We start from the raw sequence: 13281 nt of genomic DNA, 5'->3' as shown, positions 1-13281 counted from the left end.
CAGCGGCCCGGGCCGCAGCGGGCTCAGGGTGGGCAGGGTTCAGGGGGCGGCGGCTCAGGCCAGTCCGCGGCGGGCGACCGCCGGGGGGCGGTGGCCCTGGATGGTGCGGACCATGTCCAGGATCTGCTTGGTCTCCGCGACCTCATGGACGCGGTAGACCTGGGCGCCCAGCCAGGCCGAGACCGCCGTCGTGGCCAGGGTGCCCAGCAGGCGCTCCTTGACCGGCTTGTCGAGGGTCTCGCCGACGAAGTCCTTGTTGGACAGGGAGACCAGCACCGGCCAGCCGGTGTCCGTCATCTCCGCCAGCCGGCGCGTGGCCTCCAGCGAGTGCCGGGTGTTCTTCCCGAAGTCGTGGCCCGGGTCGATCATGATCGCGTCCCGGCGGACGCCGAGTTCCGCCGCCCGTTCGGCGAGGCCGACCGTGACGCGCAGGATGTCGGCCATGACGTCCTCGTACGAGGTCCGGTGCGGCCGCGTACGCGGCTCGACCCCGCCCGCGTGGGTGCAGACCAGCCCGACGCCGTAGCGCGCCGCGACCTCTGCCAGTTTGGGGTCCACCCCGCCCCACGCGTCGTTCAGCAGATCGGCCCCGGCTTCGCACACGGCCTCGCCGACCTCGTGCCGCCAGGTGTCCACGCTGATCACCACGTCCGGGTGGCGGCGCCGTACCTCGGCCACGAAGCCCACCGTGCGCCGCGCCTCCTCGGCCGCGTCCACGTGCTCGCCGGGACCGGCCTTGACCCCGCCGATGTCGATGATCGCGGCGCCCTCGGCGACCGCCTGCTCGACCCGGTCGAGCGCCGGCTCGTCGCGGAACGTCGCGCCCTGGTCGTAGAAGGAGTCCGGAGTCCGGTTCACGATGGCCATGATCACCGGCTCGTGGGTGTCGAACTCGCGCCTGCCCAGTCGCAGCATCCTGCTCTTTCCTCCTTCGGCGGCCCATGCGCCTCGCCTGCGACCTTAACCTGGTGGCCGGAGTCTCTCAGGGGAGTTGATCGTGTTCTTCTTCTTGATGATCGCGCTGGTCGTGGTCGTGGCAGCGGTCACCCTGGCGGTGATCGGCGGCGGTTCGGAGGCCGTCCTGCCGGAAGCGGAGCCGGACCGGGTGGCCGACGGGCTGCCGGAGACCCGGCCCGTCGTACGGGCGGACATCGACGCGCTGCGGCTGCCGGTCGCGCCGCGCGGCTACCGGATGGCCGAGGTGGACGACGTACTGGAGCGGCTGGCGGCGGAGCTGGCCGAGCGGGACGCGCGGATCGCGCAGCTGACGGCGGCGGCCACCCCGGCCGCCCCGGCCCCGGAGGACCGGGTCGACCTCACCAAGGACGACCGGTGAGCGGCGCCGGGCTCGTGGCCGGACCGGACGGCGGTCTGCGCTGCCCCTGGGGGCTCTCCACCGAGGACTACGTCGTCTACCACGACACCGAGTGGGGCAAGCCGGTCCGCGGGGACGACGCGCTGTACGAGCGGCTGTGCCTGGAGGCCTTCCAGTCCGGGCTGTCCTGGATCACGATCCTGCGCCGGCGTGCGGGGTTCCGTAAGGCCTTCGCGGACTTCGAGATCGCGGCGGTCGCGGAGTTCGGGCCGGCCGACGCCGAGCGGCTGCTGGCGGACGAGGGGATCATCCGCAACCGGGCCAAGATCGAGGCCACCCTGGCCAACGCGAAGGTGCTGGCCGGGTGGCAGCCCGGGGAGCTGGACGAGCTGATCTGGTCCCACGCGCCGAAGAAGCCGGGCCGGGCCCCGAGGAGCACCGCCGACGTGCCGGCGGTCACCGCGGAGTCCACGGCCCTGGCCAAGGCCCTGAAGAAGGCGGGCATCCGCTTCGTCGGGCCCACCACGGCCTACGCGCTGATGCAGGCGTGCGGCCTGGTCAACGACCACCTCGCGGGCTGCGTCTCCCGCGAGGCGTAGTCGTTCCGCACGGTCAGCGGCCGAGGTACTTCGGCGGCTGCTTCGCGAGGAAGGCCTGGACCGCGATGGAGTGGTCCTCGGAGGCCCCTGCACGGGTCTGGAGGACGTCCTCGCGCTCCAGCGCCTCGGTGAGGGAGTGGGAGGCCCCGTACGCCAGGGACTCCTTCAGCGCCGCGTACGCGACCGTGGGGCCGGACGCCAGCGCACGGGCCACGGCCTCGGCCTCGGCGTGCAGGGAGTCCGCGGGGACCAGGCGGTTGGCGATGCCGAGCTCGTACGCCTCCTGGGCCTTGACCGAGCGCGGGAAGAGCAGCAGGTCGGAGGCGCGGGAAGCGCCGATCAGCCGGGGCAGGGTCCACGAGACCCCGGAGTCGGCGGTCAGCGCCACCCCGGCGAACGAGGTGTTGAAGGACGCGGTGTCGGCGACGACCCGGAAGTCCGCCGCGAGCGCGAAACCGAAGCCCGCCCCGGCCGCGACGCCGTTCACCCCGGCCACCACCGGCTTCGGCATCTCCGTGAGCGCCCGGACGATCGGGTTGTAGTGCTCCGTGACGGTGCTCATCGTGAGGGTGGAGCCGCTCTCGCGGTCCGCCGCCAGGTTCCCGATGTGTTCCTTGAGGTCCTGGCCCACGCAGAAGGCCCGGTTGCCGGCCGCGGTCAGCAGGACGGCCCGTACCGCGGTGTCCGCGGCCGCCGCGAGGGCCGCGTCGCGCAGCGCGACCTTGGCCTCCGTGTTCATGGCGTTCATCGCGTCCGGGCGGTTGATCGTGATGGTCGCGAGTCCGTCGCTCACTTCGTAGAGCACGCTGTCGGCCATGGCAGGGGGTCCCCCTTCGTCGCGGGATGGCTACCGGCCGGTACCGGCCGGTGCAAGGGCCAGCATGGCGGACCGGACGGCACGCGCACATGTGATGTGCGTCAAAGAAAGCCGGGGCCGTTCACCGGAAGCGGGGGCGAAGTATCGCAGGCGGGTCCCCGAAATGAGTGGTTTTGGCCGAGCGCGTTGCCGAAGCGTTCCCGGGCGATGTTGGTCATCGGGTCCTGACATGCGGGATAATGGCTGGGAAGCAATGTGTTCGATGCCGGTACTAGGCGCCTGAATGGGGCCGTCGGCTGACGATGAGCTGGTTTCAGGAAGGGGAACGAGCATGGCGGCCATGAAGCCGCGGACGGGCGACGGCCCGCTCGAGGTCACCAAGGAGGGGCGGGGCATCGTCATGCGCGTACCGCTCGAGGGCGGCGGTCGGCTCGTCGTCGAGCTGACCCCGGACGAGGCGGACGCCCTGGGTGACGCCCTGAAGAAGGTCGTCGGCTGATCCCCCGAGGACGCTGACCGCACTTTCACTGCATTTCCGCGTTTCTGCATTCTCTGCGCTGCCCCGACCGCGATGAGCGGCCGGGGCAGCGTTGTGTCGTGTTCGAGGACATCCCCTTCCCGGAGCCGTCGCCGTGACCTTCTCGCCGCCCGCGCCGCCCGCTTTCGCCGACTGCACCCCGCGCGAGAAGGCGGCCCGGATCCTCTCCGACGTCCTCGCGCCGGCGAACCTCGTGGTCGCCCTGCTCCTGCTGGTCGGGTGGCACAGCACCGGCTCGTGGTCCGGCCTCGGCTGGGGTCTGCTCGCCGCCCTGTTCTGCGGGGTGGTCCCGATCGGGATCATCGTGCTCGGCGTCCGGCGGGGGGCGCTGACCGACCAGCACATACGGGTGCGGCGCCAGCGGGTCGTCCCGATGGCCCTGAGCCTGGTCTCCGTTGCCGCCGGGATCGGCCTGCTGCACGTCCTGGGCGCCCCGGCGGACGTGTTCGCGCTCGTCGTGGCGATGCTCGCCGGGCTCGTCTCGTCCCTGCTGGTCACCGTCGGCTGGCAGATATCCATCCACATGTCGGTGGCCGGCGGCACCGTGATGATCCTGCTGCTCGTCTTCGGCCCGCAGGTCCTCCCGGCGGCGCTGATCGCCGCCGCCATCGGCTGGTCGCGGCTGGCGCTGCGGGCGCACACGGCCGCTCAGCTGCTCGCCGGGACCGCCCTGGGCGGGACGGCGGCGCTCACCTTCGCCCTGCTGCGCTGAGGCGAGCCGCTCAACGCCGCACGGCGCACAGCAGTCCGTCGCCCACCGGGAGCAGCGCGGCCTCCAGGGCGGGGCTCTCCCGGACGCTGCGCAGCAGCTCGCGGACGCGGAGCACCTCCACCGGCTGGGCCGAGGAGTCGACCGTACGGCCGTCGGAGAAGACTCCCTCGAAGCACACCAGCCCGCCGGGGCGCAGCAGGCGCAACGATTCAGCGAGGTAGTCGAGGGACTCGGCAGGGTCCCCGTCGCAGAAGACGAGGTCGTACCCGCCGTCGGCGAGGCGGGGGAGCACGTCCAGTGCCCGCCCGGGGATGAAGCGCGCGCGGTTGCCCGCGAAGCCGGCGGCGCGGAAGGCCTGGCGGGCGAAAGCCTGCCGGTCCGCTTCGGGATCCACCGTGGTCAGCACCCCGTCCGGGCGCATTCCGTGGAGCAGATGGATGCCGGAGACGCCGGTTCCGGTGCCGATCTCGGCGACCGCCTTGGCGTCCGCGGTGGCGGCCAGCAGGCGCAGCGCGGCCCCGGTACCGGGGGAGACCGAGCGCAGGCCCGCTTCCCTGGACCGGTCGCGGGCCCATCGCAGAGCGTCGTCCTCGGCGACAAACGCGTCGGCGAACGCCCAGCTCGTCTGCCGGTTGCCGGTAATGACCCTCTCCTGTCCCCATAGTTGGCGCAACGGTGACTGTATCCGTTGACGTCGGGAACCCGCAGATGGGACCGGGCGTTGTGTGGGGTGTGGGCGGGATAAGAAGGGACGGTGCCGGGCAGATCGCCAGTCGGGGACCGCTCCGGGGCCCACGAGCCATGCAAAGTTACTGCAAAAACACTTATCCGGAGCTGACGGAGGGGGTGGCTATGGTAGGGACTCCGCTGGACACCACCAGAGCCGACAGGGGAGGTGCGGCTGCGCCTGTGGATCGTGGGGGCGTGTTGAGACGCCTCTTCTGGTCGTCGGGTGAGCCGAAATCCGTGACCGACACCGCTGACCGCTTCCACACCGCAGCCGCCGCAACCACCGCGACGTTCGCCGCCGATGCGGGCTCCCAGGCGTGGACCCCTCCTTCATGGGAGGAGATCGTCAGCACGCACAGTGCGCGGGTCTACCGTCTTGCCTACCGTCTGACGGGCAACCAGCACGATGCCGAGGACCTGACCCAAGAGGTCTTCGTCCGCGTCTTCCGCTCGCTGTCGACGTACACGCCCGGCACGTTCGAGGGCTGGCTGCACCGCATCACGACCAACCTGTTCCTGGACATGGTCCGCCGCAAGCAGCGCATCCGCTTCGACGCGCTCGCCGACGACGCCGCCGAGCGGCTGCCCAGCCGCGAGCCGTCCCCGCAGCAGGTCCTGCACGACACCCACTTCGACGCGGACGTCCAGCAGGCGCTGGACACCCTCGCGCCCGAGTTCCGCGCGGCCGTGGTGCTGTGTGACATCGAGGGCCTGTCGTACGAGGAGATCGCCGCCACGCTCGGCGTCAAGCTCGGCACCGTGCGCAGCCGTATCCACCGGGGCCGTTCGCACCTGCGCAAGGCGCTCAAGCACCGGTCCCCCGCGGCCCGCGCCGAGCAGCGCGCGCTGGCCGGGGCGGCCGTGGGCGCGCCGGGCGCCGGGGGAGAGGGCGGAGCCGAGTGAGCGGAGCCAATCCGTCCCCCGCCGAACAGCACCTGGGCGACCGGCTTGCCGCCCTGGTGGACGGCGAGCTGAACCACGACGCGCGCGAGCGGGTCCTGGCCCACCTGGCCACCTGTGCCAAGTGCAAGGCCGAGGCCGATGCCCAGCGCCGTCTGAAGACCATGTTCGTGGAGAGCGCGCCGCCGCCGCTGTCCGCCGGGCTGCTGGCGCGGCTGCAGGGGCTGCCGGGCGGCGGCTTCGACGGACCGTCCGGTCCCGGTGGCCCGCCCTCCGGCGACCCGCTCGCCTCTTTCGCGTACGCCCTGCCCTCGGCCGCCCGGCCGCAGCAGGAGGGCTTCCGGATCCACGAGGTGGGCCGTCCGCGCCGCCGGTTCGCGTTCGCCGCCGCCGGAGCGGTGTCCCTTGCCGCGCTGGCGCTGGGCGGTGCGATGCCGCTGGAGACCGTGGACCCGAACCTGCGGGGTGAATCCCCCGCGCCCGCCTCCCGGCCGGGCCCCGCGGTGTCCGTGGCCGACGCCTCGGTGACCGACGCGTTCGTCCGCGACCGGCGGCCCACCCCGGCCGCCGTACCGACGCTCCTGTCGACCGCGGCGACCCCGCTCCCGCCGCTCCACCCCTCCCCGCCCAGCTCGGCCCGCCCGGTCTCCCTGCTGCGCTGACCTCGGACCTGGTTGAATCTGCGGCACATGCGCACAAGTACGCGGGGAGCGCCGATGGCCGACAGGCAGCAGACCGATCCGGCTCCACAGTGGTGGAGCCGGCCCGAGGGCACGGCGGCGGACACCGGCCGCGAAGGGGTGCCCGCCCCGCGGCCGGAGGGCGGCGGCGAGGCGGAGGCCCAGGAGCCGGTCCGCGAGGTGCGGTACGACCCCTGGGGCGAACAGCCGTTGCAGGTCGTGGACCGGGGCAGGCAGGGGCGCGGGTTCCGGCTCTGGCAGGTGGCGGCCCTCGCCGCCGGAACGGCCCTGCTCGCCGGCGGGATCGGCGGGTACCTCGGCGTCCTCGCGGAGCGCCAGAGCAGCACCCGCCTGGAGCTGCCCCAGGCCGGGGTCGCCGACAAGGGCCGCGCCCCGGAGAGCGTCGCGGGCATCGCGGCCGCCGCGCTCCCCGGGGTGGTCACCCTGCACGTGCGCGGCTCCGCCGGCAGCGGTACCGGTACCGGCTTCGTACTCGACCAGCAGGGGCACATCCTGACCAACAACCACGTGGTCGCCGACGCCAAGGAGATAGCGGTCACCTTCAGCACCGGTGAGAGCGTCACCGCCGAGCTGGTGGGCCGCGACTCCGGGTACGACCTGGCCGTGGTCAAGGTCAGCGGGGTGCGGGGGCTCCAGCCGCTGAGCCTGGGTAACTCCGAGAACGTGAAGGTCGGCGACCCGGTCGTGGCCATCGGGGCGCCGTTCGACCTGTCCAACACCGTCACCGCGGGCATCATCAGCGCCACCGGCCGGCCCGTCACCGCCGGCGGAGACAAGGGCGACGGCAGCGACATCAGCTACGTCGACGCCCTGCAGACCGACGCCCCCATCAACCCCGGGAACTCCGGCGGCCCCCTCCTGGACGCCAAGGCCCACGTGGTCGGCATCAACAGCGCGATCCGGGGCGCCGACAAGGACGACCCCGCCCGCCAGGGCGGCTCCATCGGACTCGGCTTCGCCATCCCGATCAACCAGGGCAAGCGCGTAGCCGAGGAGCTCATCCGCACCGGCCGTGCCACGCATCCCGTCATCGGCGTCACCCTCGACATGGAGTACACGGGCGACGGGGCCCGGGTCGGGGACAAGGGCGAGGACGGCAAGCCGGCCGTGGTCGCCGACGGGCCGGCCGCCCGCGCCGGGATCAAGGCCGGTGACGTGATCACCAAGGTGGACGGCCAGCGCGTGCGCGGCGGGGACGAGCTGATCATCAAGATCAGGTCCCACCGGCCGGGTGACCCGCTGACCCTCACGGTGGTCCGCGACGGCCGGGAGCGCACCCTGGAGCTGGTCCTCGGGTCGGCGAACGGCTCATGAGCACCGGATGACGACAGGGTGAAAGCGCTACGGAGGCGGTACGCAGGTATGGCCCGGCGGACAACGCCGGGTACCGTGTGTCCGGGCCCGAAGTGATAGAGAGCCGAGGAGCGGCAAGGTGTTCAACGACATAGGCGCACTCGAACTTGTCACGATCGTGGTGCTCGCCATTCTCATCTTCGGCCCGGACAAGCTGCCCAAGGTCATCCAGGACGTCACCGGCGTCATCCGGAAGATCCGCGCGTTCTCGGACAGCGCGAAGCAGGACATCCGGTCCGAACTCGGCCCGGAATTCAAGGACTTCGAGTTCGAGGACCTGAACCCGAAGAACTTCATCCGCAAGCAGCTGACCGAGAACGAGGACCTCAAGGAGATCCGCAGCAGCTTCGATCTCCGCAAGGAGCTCACCGACGTCACCGACGCCGTGAACAGCAAGGAGACGGATCCCGCGGTGGCCTCCGCCGGTCCGTCCGCCACGCCCGCCGCCACCGGCCCGGACCTGCTGAAGAAGCCCGCCGCCCCGGCCGCCGACCAGCGCGCCCGCTTCGACGCCGACGCCACCTAACACGCCACCTGACAGGCAGCCTGCCCGGTGATCGGGGGTCCGGTGGCTATCCTCCATCTGTCCGGACCCAGGCCGCCCGAGGGTGGGGGTCCCCCCAGCGAAGCGAGGGGGGCTGGCCGTTCCGGGCCCCACGGAACGAGAGGCCGCTCAGATGGAGACGACGAGCAGCAGGGTAGGGGCGCAGACCGCCGCCGCACCCGCTGAGGAACCACAGACCGCCGCGCAGGCGCCGGAGGAGGCCGCCGCGCCCGTCCCGGCGGCCCGCCGGACGGCCGAGGGCTTTCTGGCGGCCGACTTCCCCTGGTACGGGCTGGACGAGGCCTTCACCGGCCCCCGCTGGCTCATGCAGGTGGGTACGGCCGCCGACGGCACCGTCGAGCACGGATCCACCGGCCACGGCGACGAGCCGTCCGCCCGCGGTGAGATCGCCACCGGCGAGAAGGAGCGCTTCGCGGTGGTCGTCACCGTGGCCAGCAACCCGGTGCGCCGCAGCGGCGACGGCACCGGCACCCTGGAGGCCACCTCGGTCTCCTCGGCGGCCTGGCTGGCCGGCTCCGGGCTGCTGGCCTACAGCTGGCCCGGGCAGATGGACCACACCCTGCGCAGCGACTGGCTCGACCAGCAGACCGAGGCCGCCTGGGAGCTCGCGGACGATCTCGGCGGCGAGGACTGGTCCACGCTGTCGCTCCCGGTGGACGGGGAGCCGACGCCGTTCCACTACCGCGAGTCGGAGTTCGGGTGGGTGCTCGCCGGGTCCACCGGCAGCGGGGTCCACCTCGGTGCGTACGGGCGCGGGATGAGCGCGTACGGGCTCGGCTTCTCGGCCATCACGGACCTCGGCACGTACGAGTAGCGGGCAACGCGAAAGGGCACCGCCGGCCGGCGGTGCCCTTCACGCTGTGCCCTTGAGGTCAGAACTTGTTGCGCGGGGTGATGCCCAGCGACATGCCCGACAGGCCGCGGGCGCGGCCGCCCAGCTTGCCCGCGATCGCGCGCAGGGCCGCGCCGGCCGGGGAGTCCGGGTCGGACAGGACGACGGGCTTGCCCTCGTCGCCGCCCTCGCGCAGCCGCACGTCGATCGGGATCGAGCCCAGCACCGGAACCGTCGCGCCGACCGTCTTGGTCAGCCCGTCGGCGACCTTCTGGCCACCGCCCGAGCCGAAGACGTCCACCATCTCGTCGCAGTGCGGGCACGGCAGGCCCGACATGTTCTCGACGACGCCGACGATCTTCTGGTGGGTCTGCACGGCGATCGAACCGGCCCGCTCCGCCACCTCGGCGGCGGCCTGCTGCGGGGTCGTGACGACCAGGATCTCCGCGTTCGGCACCAGCTGGGCCACCGAGATCGCGATGTCACCGGTGCCCGGCGGCAGGTCCAGCAGCAGCACGTCCAGGTCGCCCCAGAACACGTCCGCCAGGAACTGCTGGAGGGCCCGGTGCAGCATCGGACCGCGCCACACCACCGGCGCGTTGCCCGGGGTGAACATGCCGATGGAGATGACCTTCACGCCGTGCGCCGACGGCGGCATGATCATGTTCTCGACCTGGGTGGGGCGGCCGTCCACGCCGAGCATGCGCGGCACGCTGTGGCCGTAGATGTCCGCGTCGACCACGCCGACCTTCAGGCCGTCCGCGGCCATCGCCGCGGCCAGGTTGACGGTGACCGAGGACTTGCCGACGCCGCCCTTGCCGGACGCGACCGCGTACACGCGGGTCAGCGAGCCCGGCTTCGCGAAGGGCACCTCGCGCTCGGCGGTACCGCCGCGCAGCGAGGTCGCCAGCTCCTTGCGCTGCTCGTCGCTCATCACGTCCAGGGTGACGGCGACCGAGGTGACGCCCGCGACGCGCTCGACGGCCTCGGTGACGTTCTTGGTGATGGTCTCGCGCATCGGGCAGCCCGACACCGTCAGGTAGACGGTGACGGCGACCGCGCCGCCGTCGCCGATCTCCACCGATTTCACCATGCCGAGCTCGGTGATCGGCCGGTGGATCTCGGGGTCGTTCACCGTCGCCAGCGCGTCCAGGATCGCGTCCTGCTCAGGCACTGCGGCGGCGTCGGCGGAGCTTGTGTCGGTAGCCATGCCCCGATGGTACGGCTCGGTAGCACGGCTCAGGAAAGCCCGTCAGCGGTCGCCTTCGTCACGTTCCTGCGGGAATAGCCGCCGCTCGTCCATCTCCTTGATCAGGTCCTGGAACTCGGACCTGATCCAGTCGCGCGTGGCGACCTCGCCCAGGCCCATCCGCAGGGCCGCGATCTCCCGTGTCAGGTACTCGGTATCGGCGATGGACCGCTCGTTCTGCTTGCGGTCCTGTTCCAGGTTGACCCGGTCACGGTCGTCCTGCCGGTTCTGGGCCAGCAGGATCAGCGGGGCGGCGTACGAGGCCTGGAGCGACAGCATCAGCGTCAGGAAGATGAACGGGTACGGGTCGAACCGCAGGTCGTCCGGCGCGAAGATGTTCCACAGCACCCAGCAGATGATGACGACCGTCATCCAGACGATGAACCGGCCCGTGCCGAGGAACCGCGCCACCCGCTCCGACAGCCGCCCGAACGCCTCCGGGTCGTACTCGGGCAGCAGCCGGCGCCGCGCCGGGCGCGGCAGGTCCAGCCGGACCCGCGAACGCGTCAGCGCGCTCGAACCGGTCGACGGGCCGAACCCGCCGGCCTTCGCCCGCTCGCCGCGCTCGAAGGAAGAACGTTCCACCCGCTCGGCGGCCTCCGCCAGCCCGTGCTCGCGCGCCGACAGCCGTGCCTGCTCGCGGCGCTCCCGGATCTGCTCGCGCCGCCGCTCGCGCGACTGATCGCCGCGCCCCCGTTCAGTGCCCATTGACGACCTCCTCGGAGTGGAAGTCCGTCTCGCGCCAGTCTTCCGGCAGCAGGTGGTCCAGTACGTCGTCCACCGTCACAGCGCCCAGCAGCGAACCGCTCTCGTCGACCACCGGCACGGCCACCATGTTGTAGGCGGCCAGATAGCTGGTCACCACCGGCAGCGAGGCGTCCGGCCGCAGCGGCGCCAGGCCCGTGTCCACGATCGAGCTGACCAGCGTGAACGGCGGATCCCGCAGCAGCCGCTGGAAGTGCACCGTGCCCAGGTACTTGCCCGTAGGCGTCTCGTCCGGCGGCCGGCACACGTACACCTGGGCCGCCAGCGCCGGCGACAGGTCCGCCTGCCGTACGCGGGCCAGCGCGTCCGCGACCGTCGCGTCCGGCCGCAGCACGATCGGCTCGGTGGTCATCAGACCGCCCGCCGTCCGCTCCTCGTAGGACATCAGACGCCGCACGTCGGCCGCGTCGTCCGGCTGCATCAGCGTCAGCAGCCGCTCCTTGTCGTCCTCCGGCAGTTCGGAGAGCAGGTCGGCCGCGTCGTCCGGGTCCATGGCCTCCAGGACGTCGGCGGCGCGCTCCTCCTTCAGCTTGCCGAGGATCTCCACCTGCTCGTCCTCGGGCAGCTCCTCCATGACGTCCGCGAGCCGGTCGTCGTCGAGGGCGCTCGCCACCTCGGCGCGCCGCTTCGGCGACAGGTGGTGCAGGACGTTCGCCACGTCGGCGGGGCGCATCTGCTCGAAGGTGGCGACCAGGTTCTCGGCGCCCTGCCCGTGCTCCTCCAGGGAGAAGCCGGTGACCGCGGACCACTCCACCGTCAGGGTCTCCCCGCGCCGGCGCAGCGCGCCCGCCTTGCCCTTCCGTACGAAGATCTTGTCGATCTCCCAGTCCCGGCGGGCCGGCAGCTGCTGGATGGCCACGTCCAGGACGGTGACCTCCTCGCCGTCCGCGACCAGCTTCACGCGCCGGTCGAGCAGCTCGCCGAGGACCAGCCGCTCGGTGGGGCGCTGCTCGAAGCGCCGCATGTTGACCACGCCGGTGGTGATGACCTGCCCGGACTCCACGCCCGTGACCCGGGTCATCGGCAGGAAGATCCGGCGCCGGCTGACCACCTCGACCACCAGGCCCAGCAGCCGCGGCGGGCGTCCGCCGACGCGCAGCATCGCGACGAGGTCGCGGACGCGGCCGACCTGGTCGCCGTTGGGGTCGAAGACGGGCACACCCGACAGATGTGAGACGAAGATCCGCGGGGCGCCTGCAGCCATCCGAGCGCCTCCTAGAGCGTCAATCAACAGTCCTGCCGCCCCTCAGGCTAGCCCGTGCCCCGCGCAAGCGTCCTGGTGGGGCGGTCCGCACGGGGTCCCTCCGGGGGGCTGGCGGCCCTCGGTCTACGGGCGGGTACGCTGCCAGCTGCTCCCCCCAGCCGCCGCTGGGAGGTCCCCCAGCAGACGACGGACGAGAGGCACTCGCACGTGACCGCCTACTTCCCTGCCGCGCGGCTGCGCCGGGCCGCCTTCATCGGTGTGTTGTGCGCGGGTCTCGCCGTCACCGGTACGGGCTGCGGGGAGGATCCCGACGAGGGCACGAACGGGATCGGCAAGCTCTCCGCCGACAAGATCGAGGCGAAGGCGAAGGCGGCCGCCACCGAGGCCGACTCGGTGCATTTGTCGGGCACGCTGGTGAGCGGCGGCAAGTCCTTCACCCTCGACATGCGGCTGAAGTCGGACGGCGGCTCCGGCGAGGTGAAGTCCCAGGACGACACGTTCCAGCTGCTGCGGGTGGGGGAGCAGCTGTACCTGAAGGCGAGCGCGGCCTTCTGGGGCCAGTCCGACTCGGCCGGGAAACTCGGCGACAAGTACGTGAAGGTGCCCGAGGGGGACCCCTCCTACAAGCAGTTCCGCGGTTTCACCGACATGGACGTCCTGCTGGACGGGCTGCTGGGCCTCGAGGGAGAGCTCGCCAAGGGCTCCTACACGAAGGTCGGGCACACCCGGGCGGTCCAGGTCACGGCGGACGAGGGCAAGGGCGGCAAGCTCGCGGTCTCCCTGGAGGGGACCCCGTACCCGCTGCTCATGGAGCGCGCGGGGGGCGCCGGCCGGGTGGAGCTCGCGGAGTGGGGCAAGGCCTTCCCGCTCGATCCGCCCGCGCAGGACCAGACCGTCGACTACGGGTCCCAGCTGCCGACGACGAAGGAAGCCGAGACCAAGGGCTCCGGCCAGGGCTCGAACCCCACCAAGCCGTAGAGGCCCAGGGGCGTAGAGCCGCAG

16 protein-coding genes are annotated in these 13281 nt (G+C 72.2%); 10 read left to right on the top strand and 6 right to left on the bottom strand.

Features of this window, described 5'->3' with window-relative positions; all coding sequences use genetic code 11:
* Positions 1–54: 54 nt before the first annotated feature.
* Positions 55–915, bottom strand: coding sequence for a dihydropteroate synthase (folP, locus tag OHA89_RS14030; protein WP_257554310.1), 861 nt, complete (start codon positions 913–915; stop codon positions 55–57).
* An 82-nt stretch (positions 916–997) separates the two neighbouring features.
* Here folP and OHA89_RS14025 point away from each other — a divergent pair, with 82 nt between their 5' ends.
* Both OHA89_RS14025 and OHA89_RS14020 read left to right on the top strand, forming a co-directional pair.
* Positions 998–1336, top strand: coding sequence for a DivIVA domain-containing protein (locus tag OHA89_RS14025; protein WP_374199364.1), 339 nt, complete (start codon positions 998–1000; stop codon positions 1334–1336).
* A complete protein-coding gene (locus tag OHA89_RS14020) occupies positions 1333–1914 on the top strand; it encodes a DNA-3-methyladenine glycosylase I (RefSeq protein WP_323186098.1) in 582 nt (193 codons plus the stop codon). The genes OHA89_RS14025 and OHA89_RS14020 overlap by 4 nt, the downstream gene beginning before the upstream one ends.
* Positions 1915–1927: 13 nt before the next feature.
* Here OHA89_RS14020 and OHA89_RS14015 read toward each other — a convergent pair whose 3' ends face one another.
* Entirely contained in the window at positions 1928–2731 is an 804-nt protein-coding gene (locus tag OHA89_RS14015; RefSeq protein WP_266615110.1) for an enoyl-CoA hydratase/isomerase family protein, read from the bottom strand.
* Positions 2732–3062: 331 nt separating this feature from the next.
* On the opposite strand from OHA89_RS14015, the gene OHA89_RS14010 reads away from it, so the two are divergent.
* Both OHA89_RS14010 and OHA89_RS14005 read left to right on the top strand, forming a co-directional pair.
* Positions 3063–3230 (top strand): DUF3117 domain-containing protein, encoded by a 168-nt coding sequence (locus OHA89_RS14010; RefSeq protein WP_003966491.1) that lies wholly within the window; start codon positions 3063–3065, stop codon positions 3228–3230.
* A 133-nt stretch (positions 3231–3363) separates the two neighbouring features.
* Positions 3364–3981, top strand: a complete 618-nt coding sequence (locus tag OHA89_RS14005) for a hypothetical protein (RefSeq protein WP_266615109.1) — start codon at positions 3364–3366, stop codon at positions 3979–3981.
* A 10-nt stretch (positions 3982–3991) separates the two neighbouring features.
* On the opposite strand, the gene OHA89_RS14000 is transcribed toward OHA89_RS14005, so the two are convergent.
* Complete coding sequence (locus OHA89_RS14000) at positions 3992–4654, bottom strand: O-methyltransferase (protein ID WP_069921811.1); 663 nt, start codon at positions 4652–4654, stop codon at positions 3992–3994.
* Positions 4655–4833: 179 nt separating this feature from the next.
* Here OHA89_RS14000 and sigE point away from each other — a divergent pair, with 179 nt between their 5' ends.
* The 5 genes from sigE to OHA89_RS13975 all read left to right on the top strand — a co-directional run bounded on the left by sigE (position 4834) and on the right by OHA89_RS13975 (position 9043).
* A complete protein-coding gene (sigE, locus tag OHA89_RS13995; RefSeq protein ID WP_257554307.1) occupies positions 4834–5613 on the top strand; it encodes an RNA polymerase sigma factor SigE in 780 nt (259 codons plus the stop codon).
* Positions 5610–6272, top strand: coding sequence for an anti-sigma factor (locus OHA89_RS13990; protein WP_266615107.1), 663 nt, complete (start codon positions 5610–5612; stop codon positions 6270–6272). Before sigE ends, OHA89_RS13990 begins: the two co-directional genes overlap by 4 nt.
* A gap of 54 nt (positions 6273–6326) precedes the next feature.
* A complete protein-coding gene (locus OHA89_RS13985) occupies positions 6327–7625 on the top strand; it encodes a trypsin-like peptidase domain-containing protein (protein WP_323186097.1) in 1299 nt (432 codons plus the stop codon).
* 118 nt (positions 7626–7743) lie between these two features.
* Positions 7744–8190: a sec-independent translocase gene (locus tag OHA89_RS13980; RefSeq protein WP_257554305.1), complete on the top strand. Its 447-nt coding sequence runs from the start codon at positions 7744–7746 to the stop codon at positions 8188–8190.
* A 151-nt stretch (positions 8191–8341) separates the two neighbouring features.
* On the top strand, positions 8342–9043 hold the full coding sequence (locus tag OHA89_RS13975; protein WP_215149883.1) for a hypothetical protein: 702 nt from the start codon (positions 8342–8344) through the stop codon (positions 9041–9043).
* Positions 9044–9101: 58 nt separating this feature from the next.
* On the opposite strand, the gene OHA89_RS13970 is transcribed toward OHA89_RS13975, so the two are convergent.
* The 3 genes from OHA89_RS13970 to OHA89_RS13960 form a co-directional block, all read right to left on the bottom strand.
* Positions 9102–10217: a P-loop NTPase gene (locus OHA89_RS13970; RefSeq protein WP_215149902.1), complete on the bottom strand. Its 1116-nt coding sequence runs from the start codon at positions 10215–10217 to the stop codon at positions 9102–9104.
* A gap of 96 nt (positions 10218–10313) precedes the next feature.
* On the bottom strand, positions 10314–11018 hold the full coding sequence (locus OHA89_RS13965; RefSeq protein ID WP_257554302.1) for a DUF1003 domain-containing protein: 705 nt from the start codon (positions 11016–11018) through the stop codon (positions 10314–10316).
* A complete protein-coding gene (locus tag OHA89_RS13960; protein WP_257554301.1) occupies positions 11008–12279 on the bottom strand; it encodes a magnesium transporter MgtE N-terminal domain-containing protein in 1272 nt (423 codons plus the stop codon). Before OHA89_RS13960 ends, OHA89_RS13965 begins: the two co-directional genes overlap by 11 nt.
* Positions 12280–12486: 207 nt before the next feature.
* Between OHA89_RS13960 and OHA89_RS13955 the strand changes: the two genes are divergently transcribed.
* The gene (locus tag OHA89_RS13955) at positions 12487–13257 is read left to right on the top strand and encodes a hypothetical protein (protein ID WP_266615104.1); all 771 of its coding nucleotides are present in this window, start codon (positions 12487–12489) and stop codon (positions 13255–13257) included.
* Positions 13258–13281 lie beyond the last annotated feature (24 nt).

It is taken from the genome of Streptomyces sp. NBC_01546 (assembly GCF_045208355.1).
GTDB lineage: Bacteria > Actinomycetota > Actinomycetes > Streptomycetales > Streptomycetaceae > Streptomyces.
Note: the sequence above shows the minus strand (reverse complement) of the source record. Positions and strands in the feature narration are given on the sequence as shown.

Bases quoted from the DNA above. Each gene is read 5' to 3' on its own strand.
- folP (WP_257554310.1), bottom strand. From the start codon at position 915: ATGCTGCGACTGGGCAGGCGCGAGTTCGACACCCACGAGCCGGTGATC.
- OHA89_RS14015 (WP_266615110.1), bottom strand. From the start codon at position 2,731: ATGGCCGACAGCGTGCTCTACGAAGTGAGCGACGGACTCGCGACCATC.
- OHA89_RS14010 (WP_003966491.1), top strand. From the start codon at position 3,063: ATGGCGGCCATGAAGCCGCGGACGGGCGACGGCCCGCTCGAGGTCACC.
- sigE (WP_257554307.1), top strand. From the start codon at position 4,834: ATGGTAGGGACTCCGCTGGACACCACCAGAGCCGACAGGGGAGGTGCG.
- OHA89_RS13985 (WP_323186097.1), top strand. From the start codon at position 6,327: ATGGCCGACAGGCAGCAGACCGATCCGGCTCCACAGTGGTGGAGCCGG.
- OHA89_RS13975 (WP_215149883.1), top strand. From the start codon at position 8,342: ATGGAGACGACGAGCAGCAGGGTAGGGGCGCAGACCGCCGCCGCACCC.
- OHA89_RS13965 (WP_257554302.1), bottom strand. From the start codon at position 11,018: ATGGGCACTGAACGGGGGCGCGGCGATCAGTCGCGCGAGCGGCGGCGC.
- OHA89_RS13960 (WP_257554301.1), bottom strand. From the start codon at position 12,279: ATGGCTGCAGGCGCCCCGCGGATCTTCGTCTCACATCTGTCGGGTGTG.